We start from the raw sequence: 22,566 nt of genomic DNA on the forward strand, positions 1-22,566 counted from the left end.
TAGACCTTCTTTCTGTTTTCTAAAAATTTAATATGAATTATTTGAAAATTCTTACTATAAATTTAAAAATAGAAACAATCTCACCTGAAATTAAACGTATATAACCTTATGTTGATGGGCATAGGGTCCCACCAACATAACGCGAATTTCGTACGCTAAGGATTTTCTAAGTTGAAAAACTTAAGTTTACCGCGAGTTAGGAGGGTTCCTTAAACGACCATTTTTGGTGTGAAAAGAATTTCTTTTTATTTATTGACTATGAAGTAACCACATAGTTTATAGTATAAATATTATTCCTTAATAGGAGGCAATATAATTAGATGGATAGCTATAAGTTAACTAAAAGTGATGTAATTAAGATTTTTAATACAACGAAAGAAACACTTCGATTCTATGAAGAAAAAGGATTAGTTCAGCCAAAGGTAGGTAAAAATAAGTATAGGCTTTATGGAAATGAAGAACTACAGAGAATTAGCCAAATCTTCTTTTGTAAAGATATAGGTTTTTCAATTGAAGAAATTGATTTAGTAATAAATAAGAGAAAAATAATAAACAATATAAATATCTTACAGAACAAAAAAGATGAAATTGAAACTGAAATTTATCGATATATGGAAATGCAAAAGAAAATTACTAGGATCCTCGATCTCCTACAAAATAGAAGTAAAAACTTCAATGAAATTCAGAGTGTCTATTTTGAGGAAAGAAAATATTATCACATCAAAGGAGAAGATTTTAATAGTGTAAAATCCTTTTTTGATAAATTCCGTTCTATTTTTAAGCAAGGTGAATTTTTTCAAGAACAATTTATAACAATGTGTCCTATTAAGAATTTATTCAATGATGATCTGGGACTATCAGTTTATTATCCTGTTTTGAATGATACAGAGATAGAGCATGTTGATATTCTTAGTATACCTGCAGGTAATTATCTTTGTGTTGATTACGTATGTACAGAAGAGCATATCGATGAAGTACGACATCAAATATATACAAATATTACAGACTATATAGAGAGAAATGGTTTACAGTTTAGATCATGTAATGTAATTGAATCAGATTTACATGAATTGAATCTGTTTTATTCAGAAGGACAGGTAATTATGAATATGCAGATTCCTGTTGAAGAAAAATCAAAACACCAAAAGAAGTAAGCATTTATATATTCAACACTATTTACAAGGAAGGCGTAAAAATCGGCTCAGTAAAAAATGTCCGCATTTTACAAACTATAATCGACGATTAAATACAAAAATACATTGCTAGTAGAATATAAAGCATGAAAAGCACACATTTCGATAGGACGGGGCACTGAAAAGTGGAATTAATTTTACATTATGCGGGGGTTAATTTAAACGATAAATATTTTGGAATGTTACATATAGAAAAATCTAAATAGTCATTCAAAAAAACTGTGCATAAAAACCCGCATTATAACAAGTTTTTAGCACAGTTTTTTTTATTTTATGCCTTTCATTAAAACTTGAATCTTTGGGGCCATAAAATATAAAATTACACTTAAAATGATTGAAAGGCCACCAATTGCACCGAAATAAATAATTTCTGTTTCAGGATTATATAATCGAACTATTTGAGCATTTATAGCTTGTGCAGCTGCACTAGTTAAGAACCACAGACTCATTGTTTGAGCAGAGAAGGCAGCTGGTGCTAATTTGGTTGTAATTGATAGACCTACAGGTGATAAACAAAGTTCCCCGATTACTACTAATAGGAAGCTAATCGCTAACCACATAGGGCTTACAAGGGATTCTGTACCATGGATATATGCAGGGATAATCATAACTAAGAAGGATAAACCAGCAAATAGTAAACCAATAGCAAATTTATTAGCCGTACTTGGTTGACGTGAATTAAGCTTTATCCATAACCAAGCAAATACTGGTGCTAACAAAACAATATAAATTGGGTTTAATGATTGAAACCATGAAGATTGAAGTTCAATCCCGGCCAATTTTAATTGAGTACGCTGATCAGCATAAGAAGCTAAAATGATAGCTCCTTGTTCTTGAATGGCCCAAAACATTGTAGCAGCTATAAATAATGGTATGTAAGCAATTAAACGAGACTTTTCAATTTTTGTAGTTTTCGGGCTACGATACATAAAAATAAAGTAACCAGTTGGAATGAGAATACCTAAGATACTTACTAATAAAGTGAATCTATTAATAGTTAAAATACCTGTTGGTATCGTTAAAATACAAAATAGTACTATAGCTATTGTACCAATACTAAACTGTATAATAACTTTTTTTCTTTCGATGTCTGTTAAAGGATTTGGTACTTGTGTTCCTGCTAAACCAAGATTTTTCTTTTTTGTAAGAACGAAAATAATTAAGCCTAATAGCATACCAATTGCAGCAACACCAAAACCTAGGTGGAAGTTATACTTTTGACCAAGTGTCCCTATAATAAAAGGAGATAAAAGAGCTCCTAAATTAATACCCATATAGAAAATACTGAAACCTGAGTCACGTCGAGTATCTGTTTCACTATATAAATCACCAACAATGCTAGATACATTAGGTTTTAATAAACCTGTACCAAGTACTAAAAACACCATAGATATGAATAAAGTACTTATAGTCCCTGGTAGTGCTAAAATCAGGTGACCTATCATAATTAAAACTCCACCCCAAAAAATCGTTCTACTTGAACCTAATAGACGATCTGCAATCCAGCCACCAATAATGCCAGACATGTAAACGAGAGATCCATAGATGGCCATAATTGACGCTGCGGTCGCATGATCCATCCCTAAACCACCTTGTGAGATTGAATAATACATATAGTAAAGTAATATTGCTCTCATCCCATAGTAAGAGAATCGCTCCCAAAACTCTGTAAAGAATAGGGTAAACAGCCCCTTAGGGTGTCCGAAAAAACCGCTTTGCGGAACAGTACGAATAATATCACTTTTACTAAGCTTCTCCATACGAATGCACTCCTTATATTTAAATGTAACAATACTAAATTAGTATAAACTAATAATCAGAAAATTAAAATAAAAATTTACTTATTTAATTATTAGAATTTTTACAAAAAACAAATTTTGTGTTGATTTTAATTTGGGTTTTAATTATATTATTTAATATAGATATATCGATTGAAAATGATGATAGTGTATAAATATTAATACAAAATGTAGGAGGATTTATATATTGTTAATGAAAGAAGTTGCTATAGAAGATATTTATCAGGAAATATTAGATGGAAAAAGAAATAAATTCCCTCCAAATACATGGAAAGAAGATAAAGATAATAAAATGGCGCGGAGGGTAATAACATATTTGCTTTACAGTATTTTAAAATGGAATAAGGAAGACATAAGAATAAAATGGAACACTAAATTACTTGTAAAGTATAGGCTACGAGGATTACTCAAACATAGGTATGAAAATAGCCCGTTTAAAGCAATTAATGATTTGTATCCAAATCAGTTCAAAGAATGGGAATTTGGTATGACTCCTTTAAATTTTTGGACTAAAGAAAAAGCATTAACAATTTTGAAATGGATTATTGAGGAAAAAGAGGGCCTTTCACAAGAAAAGATTTTAGGAGTATACGGGAAAAAATGGTTGAAACAAAATAAGCTTAGTGCACCTCTGGCTATGTATTGGAATAGTAGCCCGTATGCAATGATTAATGATCTTTATCCAAGGCGTTTTAAAGAATGGGAATTTGGTATGACTCCTAATAACTTCTGGACTAAAGAAAAAGCATTAGAAGCATTAAAATGGACCATTGAAGAAAAAGAGAGATTAACTCCTAAACAATTGCTTGATATATACAATATAAAGTGGTTAAAAACCCATGGATTAGCATCAGTATGTCAAATGTTTTGGGGGAATAGTCCGTTCAGAATGATTAATGATTTGTATAGAGACCGTTTTAAAGAATGGGAATTTAAAGTTACTCCTGTTGGATATTGGTCTAAACGTAAAGCATTAGAGGCGTTAAGGTGGACTATTGAAGAAAAAGAAAAATTGGATGAAAAACAGCTATTAAAAGTATTTAATCAAAAATGGCTAATAAAACAAAAATTATGGACACCGTTAAAACGCTATTGGAAAGGAAGTCCATATGAAATGCTTATTGCTCTATATCCTAATCGTTTCTCAAAAAATATGTTAAAAGGATATATTTAAAAGTAATGTTTAAATTCATAATAATTGAGAAAGTTTATGATATAACATTCGGTTATTAATTTGGAGGAAGACACCTTAAAGGTGTCTTTTATATATATATAAAAGTAAAATATCACTTTGTGTAAAAATTTCAAAATACTAGAGGGATTTCTATTCGTAATTAAATAAAATCATTCATTAATTGTTCTATCTCTTTTCCTATTAGAACCAAATTTTTGCTAATTGAGATACTCCTTTTATTATCTCTTCCTCAGATAAATTACCAAATCCAAGTTGAATATACGGATATTCTGGTGAATATTCTGAGAAATATTTTGAACAAGGATATACTATAATGCCGTGATTATGTGCTCTTTCAATTAGCATTTTTTCACTCATTTTTGTTTTCACTTCAATAATAACGAAAATGCCGGAGCTACCACCTTTAATCTTGACATATTCCTTAAAGTGCTTTGATAATTTCTTATTTAATAGATTCATTTTACGTTTATACAAAGCTTTCATCTTTCTTAAGTGCGAGTACCAATATCCTTCATCCATAAAAGTTGCCAATGTTTGCTGATGAATAGATGAGGATGTTTGTTCAAGTAAAGGGAGTATCTTTTTATATTCATTAATTAGCCGCTTAGGCAAAACCATATAACTGACACGGACAGAGGGGAGGAGTGCCTTTGAAAAAGTTCCTAAATAAACCACCCTATCATTAGAATCCAAACTTTGAAGAGACGGTATAGGTTGATGGATATATCGAAATTCACTATCATAATCATCCTCGATAATATAGCCTTCCATCTTTTTGGCCCATTCAATTAACTTTAGTCTTTCATTGACAGGGATAGTCACCCCATACGGAAAGTGATGAGTAGGAGTCACATATAAAAGTCTAGAAGGCGATTTTAAAAGTAGATCGACTTGGATACCTCGTTCTTTTACAGGAATTGGATCAATAATAAATGATTGAAGAAAAAAAAGTTCCCTTGCCATGTTATATCCAGGGTCTTCTACGGCCAGATAATTATAGTCTTGCTTTAACATCAGTGACAAAAGTAATAACAAATGTTGTGTGCTACTACCAATAATAATTTGTTCTGTAGAAGTATTAACTCCTCTTGATTGAAATAAGTAATCTGCTAGTGCTTTCCTTAATTTAATGTCGCCTTGCTTTTCTCCGTATGAAAACATGCTAGAGTCTTTAATAATTTTGTTAGTAATCATTCTCCATTTTTTCAAAGGGAAGTTTTCTTGATCCACTGTCCCAATCTTAAAATCAATAGTTTTCATGGCAGTATGCTTTGTTTCATGATGCGGTTCTCTGATAGGTTGAAAATTTAGTGTTTCATCCGATATAATAGCCTCTACAAAAAATCCTTTTTTGTTCTCACTTCGAATATATCCTTCTGATTGTAATTGTTCATAGGCAACCTGAGTTGTGTTTCTGCTGACCTCTAATTGGATAGCAAGTTGTCTAATTGATGGCAACTTTTTACCTTTTTCTAATTTTCCAGATAAAATCTGAGTTCGTATATATTGATAAACTTGTTGATACATAGGATTTTCACTTTTTCGATTTATATTAAATATTAGTTCCTTCATTATTGGAACACCTCATCTGTCATTTGTATTTATTGTAAACTGTCCCTTTTAGAAATGACAGTATAAATAAATAATGAATTCATACAAAATTTAATCTAGGAGAAAGTTTATGACAATATTTATGTACATATTTTGTTTGATTGTATGGGGAATCAACTTTATTGCGGTAAAAATTCAAGGAACTCCTGTCAGCTTAGAACTATCCTTAACTTATCGTTTGGTTATGACAGCTTTTTTATTTTTGATTCTTATTTGGTTCCTTCGCCCAAGAGGGATGCCAACAAAAAAAGATATTCCATTTATAATGATTTTTGGTGTATGTAACTTTGCATTAAGCTATTTATGCCTTTATTACGCTACAATTTTAAGTTCTGCGGCAATTGTAACGTTAATTTTTTCATTAAAGGTGATTTTGACCCCAATCGCTCTTCGAATTTTTTTAAAAGAAAAGTTACATTCACGCGTTTTGGTTGGAGGAATTTTAGGTGTATTAGGAGTATGCATTCTCATCTATCCGAATTTAAATAATTTTCAAGGTTTTAATGATATAAAAGGAATTATGGTCGCAATCTTAGGTACGCTTCTTACAGCAATAGGTGATGCGAGCTCGGCACGAAATGCAAAACACAAGGTGAATCCTATCTATGCAAATACAATTGGATTTACAGTAGGTAGTATATTGATGGGGGGAATTGTATTATTTCAAGGGGAAAAATTTACGTTTCCCACATCGTTTTCATATGTATGTATGTTGCTATATTTAACTCTGTTTGCTTCTTTTGTAGCATGGTTATTCTATTTGAAGCTTGTAGAAAAAATCGGAGGAGCTCGAAGTGGGTATATGGTGGCGCTATTCCCTGTAATTGGAGGAATAGCTTCCGTTTTAATCGGTGAGTCAGATCCATCCCCGTATTTGTTTGTTGGTTGTTTTTCTAGCTGTATTGGAGCTGCTATTGCATTAGGGTTTAGAACTCAAAAGCAAGATCCGAAATTAACACTAAAAAGGGTTAATTAAGAAAGGAATAAGTATAATGGATTTGAAAATAGAGCCCATATACTTTTTGTTTTTTATGTATGAATTGTGTACGTTCTTTTGAAAAAAAGACATTATAAGACGATCCAAAAATGGGCAGATAGGGATTTGTTTTTTCAAATCTAAAGAAATTATGTATCAGCTTTTTGCAAATATAGCATATTATCCGTTTGATTTAATATATATTATTTCATACCCTTTTTTTAAACTTTTATTTTTAAAAAAATTTTAGATTGAGTGGATACATAATAGTGGAGATAAAATTCAGGGAGCGTACAAGAAGTAAATACGTTTGTTAATCGAAAAAGCCCTACAGAGGACGTAGGGCAAGTCTAAGGGTATTCAAGAATTGTCGATTCTAAAAGTAAAGGACTTCTTGGAATATAATAAGTCTAACATACAATTCGTTAAAACCTTATATAATAATGTTGCAGAAATGTGAATTGTTGATTCTAAAGTACCGGCATTTAAAGCTGAAAAAAATTAAGAGAAGCGGTGAAATAATTATACATAGTAAAAAAGGATTTGATATTCATATCAGATCCTTTTTTCATTATTGGTTTTGTATAATTGCTCATCGAGGCTACTTAACAAAGGTTTAGAAACTAGATATTTTTCAGGTACTACAATCTAAAAATAATACTTTTCTTTGTTGGTGGTATTCACTTTTCCTAGCTTAACGGATATGGGTGCACTATAGCATAAAAAGAAAATTAGCTGTTTAGTATTAAATAAAATTAGTATCAATACAATCTTGGTCCTTTAAGGAAACCAAATTAGAGAGCAACATTTCAAAGAGTATCCTGTGATATAACTAAGTAGAATTTTAAACAAGGGGATGATGAGATGAATAAATTGAAGGGGAAAGTTGCATTAGTAACAGGGGCTAGTAGGGGAATAGGACGAAGTATTGCCTTACATTTGGCACAGGCTGGTGCGTTAGTTGTAGTTCACTATAGTAAAAGAAAAGAAGAAGCAGAAAGTATAGTGGATAAAATTAAACAAGATGGCGGTGCCGCATTTGCAATCAGTGCAGATTTAAGTACTTTTAACGGCATTAATAACTTGTATTTAATGATGGATCAATCTCTTCAAAAACATATAGGTAATACTACATTTGATATTCTTGTAAACAATGCTGGAATTGGGCAGATTTTAACGTTAGAGGAATCTACAGAGGAGTCTTTTGATGAGGTTATGAATATTAATGTGAAGGCTCCATTTTTCATTATTCAAAAGGCTTTGCCACGTTTAAAAGATGGAGGAAGGATTATCAATATTTCATCATTTGTTACACGAGTAGCCACCCCAAGTGTTTTTGCCTACAGTATATCTAAGGGGGCAATTAATACACTCACTCATACTTTAGCACAACAACTTGGTGCTCGTGGTATTACAGTAAATGCAATTCTCCCGGGTATAATTAATACAGAAATGAACGCTGAGACATTGAGGAATAAAGATGGCCAAAAATATGCTGCAGGTTTATCGACTTTTAATAGGTGGGGAGAACCTAATGATATAGCTGATATTGTAGGTTTTCTTTCTTCATCAGACAGCCGTTGGATAACTGGTGAGTTAATCGATGCAAGTGGTGGATCTTGCTTATAATGCTAGAAGAAAAGCCGGCTTAAATAGAGTTGGATTTGCAACTTTATTTTTTATTTGCTAAATAACCGAACTACGCACCATTTATTAGCTCTTACAAAAGCCACCTTGAAACGAGTCCAAGTGTTGAAAGTCCATAAAGGTAGAGAACCAATTATGCTGTAGTAGGATTAATGATAAGTGCAAATAGTAAAAATGCAATGAATATGCACAATTTCATATATAAATAGGTACTTTTTGTTAACTCTTTCACAGGGAAGAAAGTATATGAAATTAGTATGATAGAATCAATTTGTATTAAATATAAAGGGGATGATTGTATGCTAAAAAGGATGATCCTAGGGGTTTCGTCATTAGTAGTGGGGGCAACAGTTGGCATAGCGACAGATGTATCTGCGGCACCTGCACCACCATTAACATCATTAAATGTAGTAAAAGTTGAATCTCAATTAGGCGGAGTTGAATTTATCGGTCCAAACAATTTTAGTACAGTTAAAGATCATGGAGGAAGCTATTTATACATTTATACAAATGAAATGGGATATGGTAGAAATCCGATTGCTCAAATGAGTGGTCAAAAACTAAAAAAAGTAGATTCTAAGATGATTGATATTAATGGTGATAGAACAGTTGATGGATGGGAATATAAATGGGATGCTTCGGGACAACGAAATGGACAATTCAAATATCAAAACACATCTACAAATACACCTTGGAATACATTATCTACTTCATTAAATATTAAATAAGCTAACAGAAGAATTTAATGTTAATTTTTGGTCGGTTGCAATATTTAATGTTTAGGTAATTAAAGGAGTCTACGTTTTTTGTGGGCTCTTTTAATCTATTGAAAAGACACGTGCAAATTGATAAGCTATTTTATCTAATTATCACGATGTATGTTTACATAATGTTATTTCCGTAAACAAATTTATAGTTAATAGCGCGAGTAATTAAGGAAATAAATCTATTGAAAAATCATGAAATATCAAAGGAGTCTTTCAGCATAAAAATCTAAAACTATATATTTATGAATTTTTATAATATTTTTAGCCAACATTTAGTCACAAATCATACGATTTTCTTACTAAATACTATAATTTAATTAGTAATAGTAGTGAAAAAAACATTAAACATAACTAGGTAATATAGCTAATGTTATTTTTTTACATAATTTGTTTAATAGTATGTACATCGTTATTATTCAATGTAACTAAAATAATTTAAAAGGAGATAGGAAGTTATGTTTAAAGAAAAAACAAATAGAAGACTAAAAAAGATTGTTATAATTACTGCGGCTTGCACCATGATGTCAATGTATGGAGCACCAATTTCTAGTACAGAGGCAGCAATCCGATCTCATGCTCCATCGGTTTATGTAACACCACAAAATACTGCTGCTTCAGATATCATTAGCATAGACTGGTCACCAGTCCAAACAGCACCTTATACGTATTGGGCTGTGCATAACTGGAATCAGGGGGGAGAGGGTGGTGGTTATGCTGGCTTCCAACAACAAAGTGGCTTTGATCAAACCGGTAAACGTACTCTTCATTTTGCGCTTTGGGATCCAATAGCATCAAACCAAGCAATAAAAGCTGAATATTTATCGCCGACTTCAGAAGCCGGTAGATTTGGTGGAGAAGGAACAGGTCTGAAGGTACAAACAACTTATAATTGGAAAGATAGTGAATGGTATCGAATGACTCTACGTTCTTGGCAAGAAGATGGCCATACAAAGTTTGGCCAATGGATAAAAGATAATAAATTAAATCAATGGAAGTTAGTTGCTATTATGGATCATCCAGTTGCAAATGTTGCATTTAACTATGGTCTATCGATGTTTCAAGAGGACTGGGCTGGTAATGGACAAGATGTAAGAGAAGCACGCCTTAAAAATGGATACAGCAGAAAAGTTTCAGATCAACAATGGAATTCTTGGAATAATCAGCGTATCTCTGGGCAACATGATACGTCCTATCAATACGATGGAGGTGCAACTTCAGAATATCTCTGGGTTAAGGCAGGAGGAAATACTCAATCAACTATTGGTACTGGAAAAAGTTTCAATCTAAATCAGCCTAGTCAACCAGAAATGGGAATTTTAGATTTTGATATTCAAAATATTCGCTTTGAAGATGAGAAATTAAATGTTTCTTGGAAATTGAAAGAACAAAGTACTCCACAATTTAAAGGGAAAATTGAAATCTATGACAATGAAAAGTTAATGGGACAACCTTTGAAAGCAATTGATAATATTAAGTCCTACGAAACTGAGATAAGTCAAACTATGCAATTACCTCAAACGGCTTTTGCCAAAATTACATTAACAGACATATTTGATCGAACTGTAGAGAAAAAAGTAGGAATTACAAATGGAAATTCTGATATTTTAGTAGGGAACCAATTTGCATGGTCCCTAAAAGGATATAGTGATCGAGAAATTGCAAAAGTAGATTATAATAAGGCGGCAGAAGAGTTGAAAATCAAATTAGAAGCTGGTGTACCGCATTCTTACTTCAATAGCATATATGCAAGTATTAAGGTCCAAAACTCATCTGGTAGCGTATTATACAATAAGGAAATCGTGGGGAATAGACAACAAAATACTGAAAGCCAAACTGTGTCTGTAAAAGTGGGGGATTACATTGAATTAACTCATATAGAAGGAGACGCAGTAAAGGAAAAGACACGCGCAACATTAACGAATCTTGAAAATAACAAAAATGAGACTATTGGAAAGACAGCAAGGTATCTGGTTACTAAAGAGGGATTAAAGAAAGTTGAAAAAATGCCAGAGACAACAATTCTAGATGGAAAACAATTTGCATGGTCATTAAAAGGATATAGTGATCGAGAAATTGCAAAAGTAGATTATAATAAAACAGCAGAAGAGCTGAAAATCAAATTAGAAGCTGGCGTACCGCATTCTTACTTTAATAGTACATATGCAAGTATTAAAGTCCAAGGCTCATCCGGTAGCGTTATGTACAATAAGGAAATCATGGGAAATAGACAACAAAATGCTGAAACCCAAACAGTACCTATAAAAGTGGGAGATTATATAGAATTTACTCATATAGAAGGGGAAGCAGCAAAGGAAAAAACGCGAGCGACTTTAACTAACCTTGAGAATGGAAAACAGGAATATATAGGTAAGAAAAGAACATATCAGGTCACATCCACAGGATTAATAAGAAAATAGATGTATAAAAAAGTTGGGGGAATCCCCAACTTTTTCTATAGAAATGGAAGAATAACAGTTTCTGTAACATCAAATGGCCAATACTTCTCAAAATACATAAAAAGCATCACAATACTGTGATGGAAAAATAGAAAATAATAACCGGAATTGTCAAAAAATATGTGTAAGTTTTTGAAATGAACAAATAGAATAGCAAATATTAAGATTAGTTTTATCTTATTTATCTTCTTTTGACTTTTGACTTTCGGCTTGTGTAATAATTAAATCGAAAGGTCGTGAAAGAATGAAGATAGCTGTGATACAAGCAAGTACCCAAACTAGCAAAAATGAACTGATATTTGAAGAAACAAAAAGGGCTGTGGCGAAGCATGGATATGAAGTGTTGAATTTCGGCGTTACTATTGAGGAATCGGAGTTAAGCTATATCCAAGTGTCCTTAGCTGTTGGTCTACTTTTAAACTCAGGTGCAGTTGATTTTGTCGTCACTGGATGTAGTAGCGGTGTTGGTATGTCGATTGCCTGTAATACACTTCCGAATGTCATTAGTGGTTATCTGCCAACTCCAACAGATGCGTTTCTGTTTGGTAGGATAAATAACGGAAACTGCGCATCACTGCCACTTGGATTAAATTTCGGTTGGGCGGGCGAACTAAATCTTCGCTTCACGCTTGAGAAACTTTTTGAAGAACCGTTCAATACTGGGTATCCTCAAGAATCCGCCGAACGAAAGAAACGTGATGCAGAACTTTTTAAAACAATCAAGAGTGTTTCACATCATGGCATCGTTCAGATTCTGAGTCAGTTAGATGTAGCAGTTATTAATCCTGTTCTTCAAAAACAAGATTTAGTGGAATTCCTCTTGCGGAATGGCACCAACACAGATATATCAAAGTTTCTTATCGAACAAAGGACGGATTTAAATCACGGTAGATAAATACTGTATTTTTTAATAAGTTTGGCAATTTTAATGTTAACCATAAGTTGATTCAATACCATTGGCCAATTGGGGAATATGACTGCCATTCCATTTGTTTTGGGGTTCTTTTACAGTCCTTCTCCAACGAAAAAGCCCATCGCCTTTAGGCATGGGATGAAAGTGAGGTTGGATACGGAGTGCTACTAAATAACCGCAAGGTTTGTGGTACTTTAGGTATCCAAAGTGTGGATATCCATTACGACGATTTTCCTGTTCTTTTCACTTTTTGAGTTTAAATCTAAACCAAGAAGGTGATTCATTTCGCCTTGAACCATTGCCTCAAACATAGGTCCAACAACGTCTTTCAAAGCCTCTTACATATCTTCAACAGTTTCCGATTGGTAAGCTTTAAAAATTGATTGAGCTAAATTTACGGATTTTGGATCTCTTTTCTATCTAACAATAAGTGTAACCATTTCCTCATAGAAATTTTAGAAAAAGAAAAACCGTGAAGCGCCCCTCTATCTAGGATAGTAGGTTATTTACACGGTTTATATTACACTCTCCAATAATCGATGATTATTTATTCGTAGCTTTTAAAGTATCTAACACGACTTTGGTTGTGTCTGCAATAAGTTTATCATCGTATTCTGCATCTTCTTTATCATGATTAGAAAGGATGGCAAGAACAATTGGCTTTTTATTTGGTGGCCAAATAATTGCAATATCATTCCTTGTCCCATAAGACCCTGCACCAGTTTTATCAGCTACATCCCATCCTTTTGGTACGCCTGCACGAATTAATTTATCCCCAGTTGTGTTTCTCTTCATCCAATCTACTAATAGTTCACGTTTCTCAGATGGTAGTACAGTTCCTAATGTAAAAGATTGAAGCGTCTTAGCGATTGCTTCTGGTGTACTCGTATCATGTGTTTCTCCTGGATTTACTTCATTTAATTCAGGTTCAAATCTCTCGGAATTAGTAACAGTATCACCAATTTCCCTCAATATTTTTTCAAATGCGGATGGACCACCTAACTTTTTAAGAATTAAATTATGTGCCGTACTATCACTATATCGAACAGAAGCATCTGCAAGTTCTTTTAACGTCATTCCTGTATCCAAATGCTTTTCAGTAATTGGATTATAATTAGAAAGGTCTTCTCGCTTATACGTAATCCTTTCATCAAGAGCTTCTATTGAGTTCTGACGTAAAAGAGCTCCCGCTGCTAATGATTTAGATGTAGAGGCAAATGCAAAGCGATCATTTGCATGGTAAGCAACGGTTTGATTCGTACCTGTGTCCAGTGCATAAATACCAAGCTTAGCGTTATATTCTTTTTCAAGTTTAGTAAAAGAATCATTACCAGTATTTTCTTGTTTAATTTGATTTGTTTGTTTAGGTGATTCAGATGGAGTATTACTATTAGAACAGCCTATTAATGTAACGCATGAAAGTAATACCACAGGTGCAATCTTTTTGTAATGTGAAATGGTAAAGAACTTGTTTAAAACGAACATAAATTTTCAACCTCTTTCAAGAATATATGGTTTTTGTTTTGGTATTTTAAATACCGATGTTATTTAAAGTGTGTATAGGATAACAATACTTTTGAAGTTGAATTTTAATAGGTTAAGAAGAATTCAAATATTCAGACGAATGAACAGACGTTGTTTGGATTGTTTCTTTTTTTAATTACACTTGTAATCGTTCACCTGTGAAAGTATTAAACTCGTAACATTTAAATACAGTATTTCAATATACACTTTTTTACATCACTTTACTTTTGGTAATAATATGTCCTTTCATATTTTTAGGAATACACGTAATAGACACTCTAAATAATAAATTTGTTCCATTTTAAGAATAGGAAGAACTTGTTGAATGGTAAAGAAAATACGATGAATTGCAAATGAAATCTATACGGAAATCTAGTAGCAAATAGTCCAGTGCATATGAAAAATTCCTCAATGCTATCTCTCAAAAAAATTATGTTTCTCGGCCTAATAGACTGTATTTTCAGAAACATTTCAAGTGTGTAAGAAAAATGAAAGATAATTCAATATGAGAAAACCAACCATACTACTACAATGAAAAACAGAAACATGTTTAAAAATCCTGAAGTACGATAGCAAGTTATTTTAGCGCTTAATACATTCGACCAAGTATGACAGCCTTAAATAATAAAAGCTGAAACAAATTATTAATGAGTAGTACATTAATCGTATTTTAAATAAATCAAAATGTAGGAAGGCAATAGTTATCAAATCTCATTCTTAGTAAATAAAAATGGAGGGAATTTCTCATATGAAAATAGTAGAAGTAAAAGAACTTAGTAAAGAATACACAGGAAATGTTTCACACACGGCACTTTCAAATATTAATTTAACAATAACAGAGGGAGAATTTGTTGGGGTCATGGGTCCTTCGGGTAGTGGAAAAACAACGTTATTGAATATGATATCTACTATTGACTCGCCAACATCAGGTAATGTATTTATTAATAGTAAAAATCCATATCAGCTTTCGGTCAATGATTTGGCCTTATTTCGCAGACAGGAATTAGGGTTCGTCTTTCAATCCTTTAACCTGCTGCATACATTAACAGTAAAAGAGAATATGGTTCTTCCGCTTGTATTAGATGGCATGAATGTGAAAAGAATAAATAAACGAGTAGAATCTATTTCGGAAAAATTAGGTATTAACGAAATTTTAAATAAACGAACATATGAAATATCAGGAGGACAAGCGCAGCGAACAGCGATAGCCCGTGCACTCATTCACTCTCCTAAATTAGTTCTTGCCGATGAACCGACAGGGAACTTAGACTCTAAATCCTCTCAAGATGTAATGGAGATATTAACACTATTAAATAAAGAAGAAAAGGCAACAATGATGTTAGTAACGCACGATCCAGTTGCTGCTAGTTACTGTGAGCGCATTATATTTATTAAAGATGGACAGTTATACAATGAAGTTTGCTGCAACGGTGATCGCCCACTATTTTATAAAAATATTGTGGACAGTCTTTCTAGGTTAGGAGGTAATAAAAATGACATTTCGACAGCTCGCATTTAATAATGTTATACGGAATAAACGAATATATCTTGGGCATTTTTTTAGTAGCACATTTGCGGTAATGATTTTCTTCACTTATGGCTTACTTGTCTTTCATCCAAACCTACAAGGCGAGCTGACTCATGTAAGCACCATATTGAGTACGTTTGGGAAGATAGGATTTCAACTATCGTATTACTTAATCTTTGTCTTTTCATTCTTATTTATTTTCTATTCAGTTAGTGCCTTTTTAAAAAATAGAAAAAAAGAGTTTGGATTATTAATGTTACATGGAATGTCTCATCGGCAGCTTCATCAATTAATTTTTTTCGAAAATATGTTGATTGGAATTCCTTCTATACTAGTAGGAATTGGGCTTGGGGTAGTTTTTTCTAAATTGTTCTTACTAGTTACTGGGTCCTTATTGGGAGTAGGGCATAGGTTAGCATTTTACTTTCCATTAAAGGCTATGGGAATAACAGCTATCTCCTTTTTTGTTCTATTTCTACTTATTTCATTATTTACATCGAAAATGATGAAAATAAATGAGCTTGTAGAACTCATAAAATCAGAGGAAAAACCAAAAGCTGAGCCGAAAGTTTCCGTCTGGATATCCATGTTGGTCCTAATTTTATTTGGGGCAGGTTACTCCTGTGTTCACCACAGTATCGTTGCAGTGAATTACATGGATTTAGATCAATTATTACTACTTGTAGGGGTAGGTGTCTTATTAATTGTTTTTGGAACCTATTTTTTCTTTAATCAATTGTGTGTATATGTGTTATATACTTTAAAAAATAGAGAAACTACATTCTTTAAAAGAACCAATCTTCTTGTTATTTCAGAATTGATGTATCGAATGAAAGATAATGCGAGAACATTCTTTATCGTTACAATTATATCTGCTGTTTCTTTTACAGCAATTGGAGTTTGTACAGCTATTGGAAATCCAGAACTAGCAAAACATGAGACCCCATATGCATTTACGTATCGATCGGATAAGGGGAATATACAAGAAAAAGCCCATATTGAAGAGATAAAGAAGCAATTAAAAGAATATGGATTTTCTTATAAACTTGTTGCAACAGAATTTAAAAGGACACTAAACGGATTGGCGTTAATTAATGTATCTACGTATAATGAATATGCAAAACAATTAGGGTATGAAATAGAGAAATTAACAAATGAAAATGATAGTATTGCTATACGACAAAATAAGAACGAGAAAAGCGCGGAGGATATAAAAACTTTTGAAATAATACATGGTGAAATAGAGGTCCCACTCTCTGTGCAAAAAACAATTTATATCCCAGAATTATCGTTAATCGAAAAGCCTATTATTGTCTCTGATGATGTTTATAATAAGGTCAAAAATGCTCAACAAGAAAACGTACTCCGAGATTACACCATATACGGTTTTATCGTTAAAAATTGGTCTGAAACGAATGAAGTTTCTACTAAACTTATGAAGATTATTGGTAAGAATCAAGAGGATTATTATATGTTTTCATCTTTGTATTTAAGATGGCTTGAATTGAAACAACAAAACGGATTACTTTCTATCTCAAGTATAATGGTGGGGATTGTATTTTTCGTATTTACGCTAAGCTTTTTATATTTCCGTCTATTTACTGATTTAGAACGTGATCAAGAGCAATATCAAATGATTTCAAAATTAGGATTAAGTCAAAGTGAGTTAAAGCAAATCGTGACAAGACAAATGATGCTACTATTTTTCTTACCGATTATAGTGGCTATGGTTCATAGTAGTTTTGCATTTCTAACGTTTCATCAATTAGGACAAACAGTAAGTAAGCAAATGTCCGTTATTCAAAGTTCAATTGTTGTATTAATAAGCTTTATTTGTATACAAATTATTTACTTCTTTATTATTAGAAATCACTATTTAAAACGCATATATACAAAAATGTATTCATAGAAAAAGAATGTATAAAATATAAGTAAAAGCATCCTTATATTGTAAGGATGCTTTTGTATTTACTTCAGTACAGAAGGCGTCGTCTTTTCTAACCAAAGAATGCCATCATATTGTTCTGTGAGAATCAGGATTTCTTCTTTATCTTTTATTCCCCAATAACTTGCTGCAGTAGGAGTAAACATCCATGAAGTTTCTGGTAGGTTACTTTCTCCCTTTAGGTTAATAAAAACATGGGGACTTCCCACCGTGCTGATAATTTTTTCAACGCTTTGTTCTTCATGTTCATTATGTACAGGAATAATATCTTCATTACCATCATCCCAACTGCTTCCACTATACGCAAATACACCAATCGTGTACATTTGGTCTTTGATGCGTTGCGGAAGATAATCCATCATATTTGGGCCAACATAATTGTATTGCTGCACCTTCGTAAAGTCTAATATCATTTTTGAATTTTGTTTTCGAATATGATAATTATGCCCTCACACAATAATTTTTTTGTTTTTATACTGCATTTCGGTGAGCCATGCAAAATTTTGTGCCATTTTTTGATCTCGGATATAGGTGGCGTAGTCTGCAATTTTAGGTGAGTAGATACCTCCTTTAACTTTCATTAAAGCATCTAAATGCGTTTTAATCGCATCAATCCGTATACTTTGTCTACATTTAAATATATCTAGTTAATAAACAGCTTTATTAACGTTATGCAGGGACAACTAACAATGCAACCAGGAGCAGTGGTAGATCATAAAAAACATGAGCAATTACGCTTGCCCATATAGAATTGGCTTTAAATGCAATCCAGTTGAAGGGCAATCTTCCTAGACCAAGTTACAAAAAGAATTTGAATTAAATTCCCCTCATAGGTAGAGTAATGCGCCATACCAAACAAAAATACACCAACAAGTGTTATAAGAATCATCGACCATTTTTCGCATACCCCTTGTTTTTTCAAAAAGTATATCCCCAGGATAGATGGAACTAAAATTAAACATTCTTCTCCTAACAAACTGCATATAATTTGCAACAGGTGATACATAAATTGGAGTGGGCTATTATCTAATCAAGGTTTATTTGGTATGCGTATTTTAAAAACAAATAAACAAAATATCAAGCATGTAGGCGACAAGAACGGAAGTTCATAGAAAACCCAACCTTAGCTTGATGGGCATGGGGTCTCGCCAACATAACGCGAATTTCGTACGCTAAAGAATTACTAAGTTAAAAACTGTTTTTTCGGTACGTTAACAAAGTTCCATTTAAAATTGTCGTTTTACACCTTCACGTTTTGAGGAAGAAGTACTTTGTCGGAAAACAATAAAATCTTATTAATTTTTATAATTGGTAGAATTTTTATAGAAATAATCCTCTTAATATATTAAAATAACATTGTATTATGTCAGATTTTAATTAGGGGAGAGAAATTTTATGTTGAAAAAAATTATTCCAGTTGCTTTAGCACTAAGTACAGTTACTTTTACTAGTGTATTTGCTGCGCCTTCAGCCCAAGCAAGTACAGGACCAAACCGCTACATAGATGTGCAAATGCTCGGTATTAACGATTTTCATGGGCAACTAGACACTGTAAAAAAAATTAACAATAAAGATGCAGGGGGAATTGAGTACTTAGGAGCTTATTTACGTGATCGTGAAAAACAAAATCCGAATACATTAAAGGTACATGCTGGCGATGTTGTTGGAGCAAGTACTCCTGTTTCAGCATTATTACAAGACGAACCTACGATTGAATTTCTAAATGATTTGAAATTCGATGTTGGAACTATAGGAAATCATGAATTTGATGAAGGTGTTGCAGAAATGAACCGCCTTATTTATGGTGGGTACCATGAGAAAACAGGGAATTTTAAAGGAGCAAAATTCCCATATGTTGCTGCAAATTTCTATAATAAATCCACCGGTCGCTTATTTTTACCACCATTCACTATAAAAAAGGTACAAGGAGTTCCTGTTGGATTTATAGGAGTCGTAACAACGGATGTTCCTAACCTTGTTATGCCTACTATGCTAAAGAATGTAGAAATTACAGATGAAGTTGAAGCTATTAACAAATCCGTAAAGCAATTAAAAAAACTAGGCGTTAAATCTATCGTTGTTCTTGCGCATAACGGAGGTACAACAGATGGGAACGGCGTAACAAATGGTGATATCGTCCGATTAGCAAATGAGACTGATCCAGAAGTGGATGTTATTTTTGGTGGGCATAGCCACACTTATGTAAATGGAACTGTTAATAATAAACTTGTCGTACAAGCAAATTCTTATGGTATGGCTTTTGCTGATGTTGATGTAAAGATTGATCGTAAAACACAAGATATTGTTGAGAAAAAAGCAGAAATTGTTACAACTTACCATGAAGGCATGGAGCCTGATAAAAAAATAAAGAAGAAGATGGAGAAATATCAAGCGAAAATCGCACCTCTTGTCAATGAAGTTGTAGGTAAGTCTATTGCTCCACTAGATCGCAAACTCAATACGGCTGGTGAATCTACTCTCGGAAATTTAGTTGCTGATGCCCAGCGTACAACAATGCAATCTCAAATTGCACTTATGAATCCTGGTGGTATTCGTAATGACTTAGATGCTGGTGATATTACATGGGGAGAGATATATGGTATTCAACCATTCGGAAATCAATTAATAAAAGTAAATTTAACAGGCCAAGACATTCGTGATATTTTAAATCAACAATGGCAAAAAGACATAACAAGAATGCTTCAAATTTCAGGGATCCAATACACTTGGGATGCGAACAAGCCTAATGGAGAAAAAGTAACAAGTATTCGCTTAACAAATGGAGAAGAAATCATTCCTTCTAAAACTTACAGCGTCGTTGCTAACGCATTTTTAGCTTCAGGTGGAGATGGATTTGTATCCTTTAAAAACGGTAAAGATGCTGAAACAGGACCGACTGATTTTGAAGCATTAGTAGATTATATAAAGAAATCAAAAGAACCAATTCAGTCTATTATTGATGGAAGAATTCAAAAGATAAATTAGTTTTTTATTAATCTCAAAAACAAATAGATTACCTGTACGCTATAATTTTTCGTGTGCAGGTAATCTATTTGTTTGCGCTTTCGGGCACAGATACTACTTCAATCCTATCATTATAGAAACGATTTCGAATGTAAGGAATTCGTAAGGGATAGGTAAGGAAAAAGAGATTTTCATTGTGTAGGATAAAAATATAAGGAGGCGTGAAGGGGGGATAAGTACGGCCTACATATAAAATAATTAGTAACAAGAGTGTTTTGTGAAAATAATGAGTACAATGATTGCAAATGTATTGTTGCTTTTTATCATTGGGAGAATGGATAGCTGTGTGGTTCGTATATGACACTGCTATCAACTATCTATACAATTTTAATAGAAGAGAGGAATACTTTATGAAAACACGCAGTAAAATTACATGTGCAAGTCTAGCACTTTTAATAGCTGGAAGTTCCCTGTTATACATACCACCAGCCTCAATTGTAAAAGCAGAACCCGTGCAAAATGTATCTAGTTCGTTACATACAAATACTCAAAGCGATCGTACTTCCGTTAAGAAAGCAATGCGGGATACACTGCAACTTGGATACCCGGGAATACTCGCTCAAATTTCTAAGGGGGGGAAAACTTGGAGTTATACTGCTGGGGTAGCGGATCTGAGAACTAAGAAACCAATGAAAGAAGATTTTCGCTTTCGCATTGGCAGTGTGACGAAAACGTTCATTGCAACAGTTCTACTTCAATTATCTGGAGAGAACCGTTTGAATCTAGACGACTCTATTGAAAAATGGTTGCCTGGTGTCATTCAAGGAAACGGATATGATGGTAACCAGATTACGATCCGGCAACTATTGAATCATACAAGTGGTATTGCTGACTATATAAATTCAAAAGACTTTGATATTACGGATATAAAAAAATCGTATACGGCTGAAGAATTTGTAAAGATGGGGATTTCCCTTCCTCCAAACTTTGCTCCAGGGAAGGGGTGGTCTTATTCAAACACAGGATACGTAATACTGGGGATCCTTATTGAAAAAGTAACAGGAAACAGCTATGCGGAAGAGGTTGAAAATCGGATTATTGAACCGCTTGATTTGTCAAATACATTCCTACCTGGCAATTCAAACGTGATTCCAGGCACCAAGCATGCACGTGGCTATTTGCAACTAGACGGAGCAAGTGAGCTAAAAGACGTTACTTATATTAACCCAGGTAGCTCGGATGGAGATATGATTTCTAATGCTGACGACTTAAACAAATTCTTCTCTTATTTACTCAGTGGCAAACTACTGAAGGAACAGCAACTAAAACAAATGCTTACTACAGTTCCTACAGAAAGAGAGGGAACTAGATATGGCCTTGGAATCCTTGAAATTAAGCTTCCGAACGGTGTTTCGGTATGGGGACACAGGGGTGCTGTTCCAGGGTTTTCCACTTTTGTTGGTGGAACACTTGGAGGGAAACATACATTTGCTATCAATGCGAACAGTTTAAACATTCATAATCCGGAATTTTTTAAAGATATTTTACTTGCTGAATTTAGCAAGTAGGCAAAAAGGAAAAACGGATAAATTTTGTCATTTATAATTCCAATCGGAATGGATTACCGCTTGAAATGAGTATAGAGGGAATTAAGTATATAGAAACAATCAAACCAACTACAAGAGATGGCTAAGTAAAAGGATTGGTTTATACATTGGTCGATTAAAAGAGCAACACATATAATGAGTGATTATTTTATATACTATTGTATTTGTATAGGTATTGTAACTAATTGTAAATTTATATAAGGTGCGAAGTCTAATTTAAGACTTCGCACTTTTTCCGTTTAACAGTTTTTATTGTGAAGCTATTAACAATAGAAAAAAGGAGGATGTAACTAGCTATGCGGATGAATCTTGGTACATGCGCTATATAGGAGATTTTGCTGAAAAAATATACAAGAAAAAATTAAAATTAGAAGAATATATGCATGAGAGGCAAGAAAGCTGAAGTAAAATAAAAATCTTTGCTTTTTATTTTATCATCTT

Annotated in this window: 15 protein-coding genes and 2 pseudogenes; 11 read left to right on the forward strand and 6 right to left on the reverse strand. The window is 33.0% G+C overall.

Annotation, left to right across the window (positions count from 1 at the left end; genetic code table 11):
* The first annotated feature begins 320 nt into the window (after window positions 1-320).
* Window positions 321-1,154 carry a MerR family transcriptional regulator gene (locus ILT06_RS15990; RefSeq protein ID WP_149174183.1) on the forward strand — a complete coding sequence of 278 codons (834 nt, stop codon included), beginning with the start codon at window positions 321-323 and terminating at the stop codon, window positions 1,152-1,154.
* A gap of 305 nt (window positions 1,155-1,459) precedes the next feature.
* Here the strand turns inward: ILT06_RS15990 and ILT06_RS15995 are convergent, their stop codons facing one another.
* Window positions 1,460-2,953, reverse strand: coding sequence for a peptide MFS transporter (locus tag ILT06_RS15995; RefSeq protein WP_064475734.1), 1,494 nt, complete (start codon window positions 2,951-2,953; stop codon window positions 1,460-1,462).
* A 226-nt stretch (window positions 2,954-3,179) separates the two neighbouring features.
* Between ILT06_RS15995 and ILT06_RS16000 the strand changes: the two genes are divergently transcribed.
* The gene (locus ILT06_RS16000; protein WP_088048294.1) at window positions 3,180-4,166 is read left to right on the forward strand and encodes a DUF4046 domain-containing protein; all 987 of its coding nucleotides are present in this window, start codon (window positions 3,180-3,182) and stop codon (window positions 4,164-4,166) included.
* 201 nt (window positions 4,167-4,367) lie between these two features.
* Here the strand turns inward: ILT06_RS16000 and pdxR are convergent, their stop codons facing one another.
* The gene (gene pdxR / locus ILT06_RS16005) at window positions 4,368-5,759 is read right to left on the reverse strand and encodes a MocR-like pyridoxine biosynthesis transcription factor PdxR (RefSeq protein WP_222655284.1); all 1,392 of its coding nucleotides are present in this window, start codon (window positions 5,757-5,759) and stop codon (window positions 4,368-4,370) included.
* A 109-nt stretch (window positions 5,760-5,868) separates the two neighbouring features.
* On the opposite strand from pdxR, the gene ILT06_RS16010 reads away from it, so the two are divergent.
* The 5 genes from ILT06_RS16010 to ILT06_RS16030 all read left to right on the forward strand — a co-directional run bounded on the left by ILT06_RS16010 (window position 5,869) and on the right by ILT06_RS16030 (window position 12,539).
* Window positions 5,869-6,774, forward strand: a complete 906-nt coding sequence (locus tag ILT06_RS16010) for a DMT family transporter (protein ID WP_064475731.1) — start codon at window positions 5,869-5,871, stop codon at window positions 6,772-6,774.
* An 864-nt stretch (window positions 6,775-7,638) separates the two neighbouring features.
* Entirely contained in the window at window positions 7,639-8,403 is a 765-nt protein-coding gene (locus ILT06_RS16015; protein WP_064475730.1) for an SDR family oxidoreductase, read from the forward strand.
* 317 nt (window positions 8,404-8,720) lie between these two features.
* Window positions 8,721-9,149 carry a DUF4879 domain-containing protein gene (locus ILT06_RS16020; protein WP_222655285.1) on the forward strand — a complete coding sequence of 143 codons (429 nt, stop codon included), beginning with the start codon at window positions 8,721-8,723 and terminating at the stop codon, window positions 9,147-9,149.
* 494 nt (window positions 9,150-9,643) lie between these two features.
* A complete protein-coding gene (locus ILT06_RS16025) occupies window positions 9,644-11,605 on the forward strand; it encodes a DUF3472 domain-containing protein (protein WP_222655286.1) in 1,962 nt (653 codons plus the stop codon).
* Between the two features lie 283 nt (window positions 11,606-11,888).
* Window positions 11,889-12,539 carry an RpiB/LacA/LacB family sugar-phosphate isomerase gene (locus tag ILT06_RS16030; protein ID WP_222655287.1) on the forward strand — a complete coding sequence of 217 codons (651 nt, stop codon included), beginning with the start codon at window positions 11,889-11,891 and terminating at the stop codon, window positions 12,537-12,539.
* A gap of 231 nt (window positions 12,540-12,770) precedes the next feature.
* On the opposite strand, the pseudogene ILT06_RS33085 reads toward ILT06_RS16030, so the two are convergent.
* Window positions 12,771-12,937: pseudogene (locus tag ILT06_RS33085) on the reverse strand (IS256 family transposase); the annotation flags it as partial.
* A 163-nt stretch (window positions 12,938-13,100) separates the two neighbouring features.
* Entirely contained in the window at window positions 13,101-14,042 is a 942-nt protein-coding gene (gene blaIII, locus ILT06_RS16035) for a class A beta-lactamase BlaIII (protein WP_064475726.1), read from the reverse strand.
* Between the two features lie 787 nt (window positions 14,043-14,829).
* Here blaIII and ILT06_RS16040 point away from each other — a divergent pair.
* Complete coding sequence (locus tag ILT06_RS16040) at window positions 14,830-15,600, forward strand: ABC transporter ATP-binding protein (protein WP_064475725.1); 771 nt, start codon at window positions 14,830-14,832, stop codon at window positions 15,598-15,600.
* The gene (locus ILT06_RS16045) at window positions 15,575-17,518 is read left to right on the forward strand and encodes an ABC transporter permease (protein ID WP_064475724.1); all 1,944 of its coding nucleotides are present in this window, start codon (window positions 15,575-15,577) and stop codon (window positions 17,516-17,518) included. The genes ILT06_RS16040 and ILT06_RS16045 overlap by 26 nt, the downstream gene beginning before the upstream one ends.
* 59 nt (window positions 17,519-17,577) lie before the next feature.
* On the opposite strand, the pseudogene ILT06_RS16050 reads toward ILT06_RS16045, so the two are convergent.
* Together ILT06_RS16050 and ILT06_RS32530 are read right to left on the reverse strand one after the other, a co-directional pair.
* Window positions 17,578-18,177, reverse strand: a pseudogene (locus ILT06_RS16050) (erythromycin esterase family protein); the annotation flags it as partial.
* A gap of 134 nt (window positions 18,178-18,311) precedes the next feature.
* Window positions 18,312-18,476 (reverse strand): hypothetical protein, encoded by a 165-nt coding sequence (locus tag ILT06_RS32530; RefSeq protein WP_241753394.1) that lies wholly within the window; start codon window positions 18,474-18,476, stop codon window positions 18,312-18,314.
* 473 nt (window positions 18,477-18,949) lie between these two features.
* Here ILT06_RS32530 and ILT06_RS16060 point away from each other — a divergent pair, with 473 nt between their 5' ends.
* Both ILT06_RS16060 and ILT06_RS16065 read left to right on the forward strand, forming a co-directional pair.
* Entirely contained in the window at window positions 18,950-20,539 is a 1,590-nt protein-coding gene (locus ILT06_RS16060) for a bifunctional metallophosphatase/5'-nucleotidase (RefSeq protein ID WP_064475723.1), read from the forward strand.
* 389 nt (window positions 20,540-20,928) lie between these two features.
* Window positions 20,929-22,086 carry a serine hydrolase domain-containing protein gene (locus tag ILT06_RS16065; RefSeq protein WP_064475722.1) on the forward strand — a complete coding sequence of 386 codons (1,158 nt, stop codon included), beginning with the start codon at window positions 20,929-20,931 and terminating at the stop codon, window positions 22,084-22,086.
* Window positions 22,087-22,566 lie beyond the last annotated feature (480 nt).

It is taken from the genome of Bacillus sp. 17RED48 (genome assembly GCF_019837545.1).
In the GTDB taxonomy this organism is placed as follows: Bacteria; Bacillota; Bacilli; order Bacillales; family Bacillaceae_G; genus Bacillus_A; species Bacillus_A wiedmannii.

Excerpts from the sequence above, each read along its gene's own strand:
- ILT06_RS15990 (WP_149174183.1), top strand. The coding sequence starts at position 321 with ATGGATAGCTATAAGTTAACTAAAAGTGATGTAATTAAGATTTTTAAT.
- ILT06_RS15995 (WP_064475734.1), bottom strand. The coding sequence starts at position 2,953 with ATGGAGAAGCTTAGTAAAAGTGATATTATTCGTACTGTTCCGCAAAGC.
- pdxR (WP_222655284.1), bottom strand. The coding sequence starts at position 5,759 with ATGAAGGAACTAATATTTAATATAAATCGAAAAAGTGAAAATCCTATG.
- ILT06_RS16010 (WP_064475731.1), top strand. The coding sequence starts at position 5,869 with ATGACAATATTTATGTACATATTTTGTTTGATTGTATGGGGAATCAAC.
- ILT06_RS16015 (WP_064475730.1), top strand. The coding sequence starts at position 7,639 with ATGAATAAATTGAAGGGGAAAGTTGCATTAGTAACAGGGGCTAGTAGG.
- ILT06_RS16020 (WP_222655285.1), top strand. The coding sequence starts at position 8,721 with ATGCTAAAAAGGATGATCCTAGGGGTTTCGTCATTAGTAGTGGGGGCA.
- ILT06_RS16025 (WP_222655286.1), top strand. The coding sequence starts at position 9,644 with ATGTTTAAAGAAAAAACAAATAGAAGACTAAAAAAGATTGTTATAATT.
- ILT06_RS16030 (WP_222655287.1), top strand. The coding sequence starts at position 11,889 with ATGAAGATAGCTGTGATACAAGCAAGTACCCAAACTAGCAAAAATGAA.
- blaIII (WP_064475726.1), bottom strand. The coding sequence starts at position 14,042 with ATGTTCGTTTTAAACAAGTTCTTTACCATTTCACATTACAAAAAGATT.
- ILT06_RS16040 (WP_064475725.1), top strand. The coding sequence starts at position 14,830 with ATGAAAATAGTAGAAGTAAAAGAACTTAGTAAAGAATACACAGGAAAT.
- ILT06_RS16045 (WP_064475724.1), top strand. The coding sequence starts at position 15,575 with ATGACATTTCGACAGCTCGCATTTAATAATGTTATACGGAATAAACGA.
- ILT06_RS16060 (WP_064475723.1), top strand. The coding sequence starts at position 18,950 with ATGTTGAAAAAAATTATTCCAGTTGCTTTAGCACTAAGTACAGTTACT.
- ILT06_RS16065 (WP_064475722.1), top strand. The coding sequence starts at position 20,929 with ATGAAAACACGCAGTAAAATTACATGTGCAAGTCTAGCACTTTTAATA.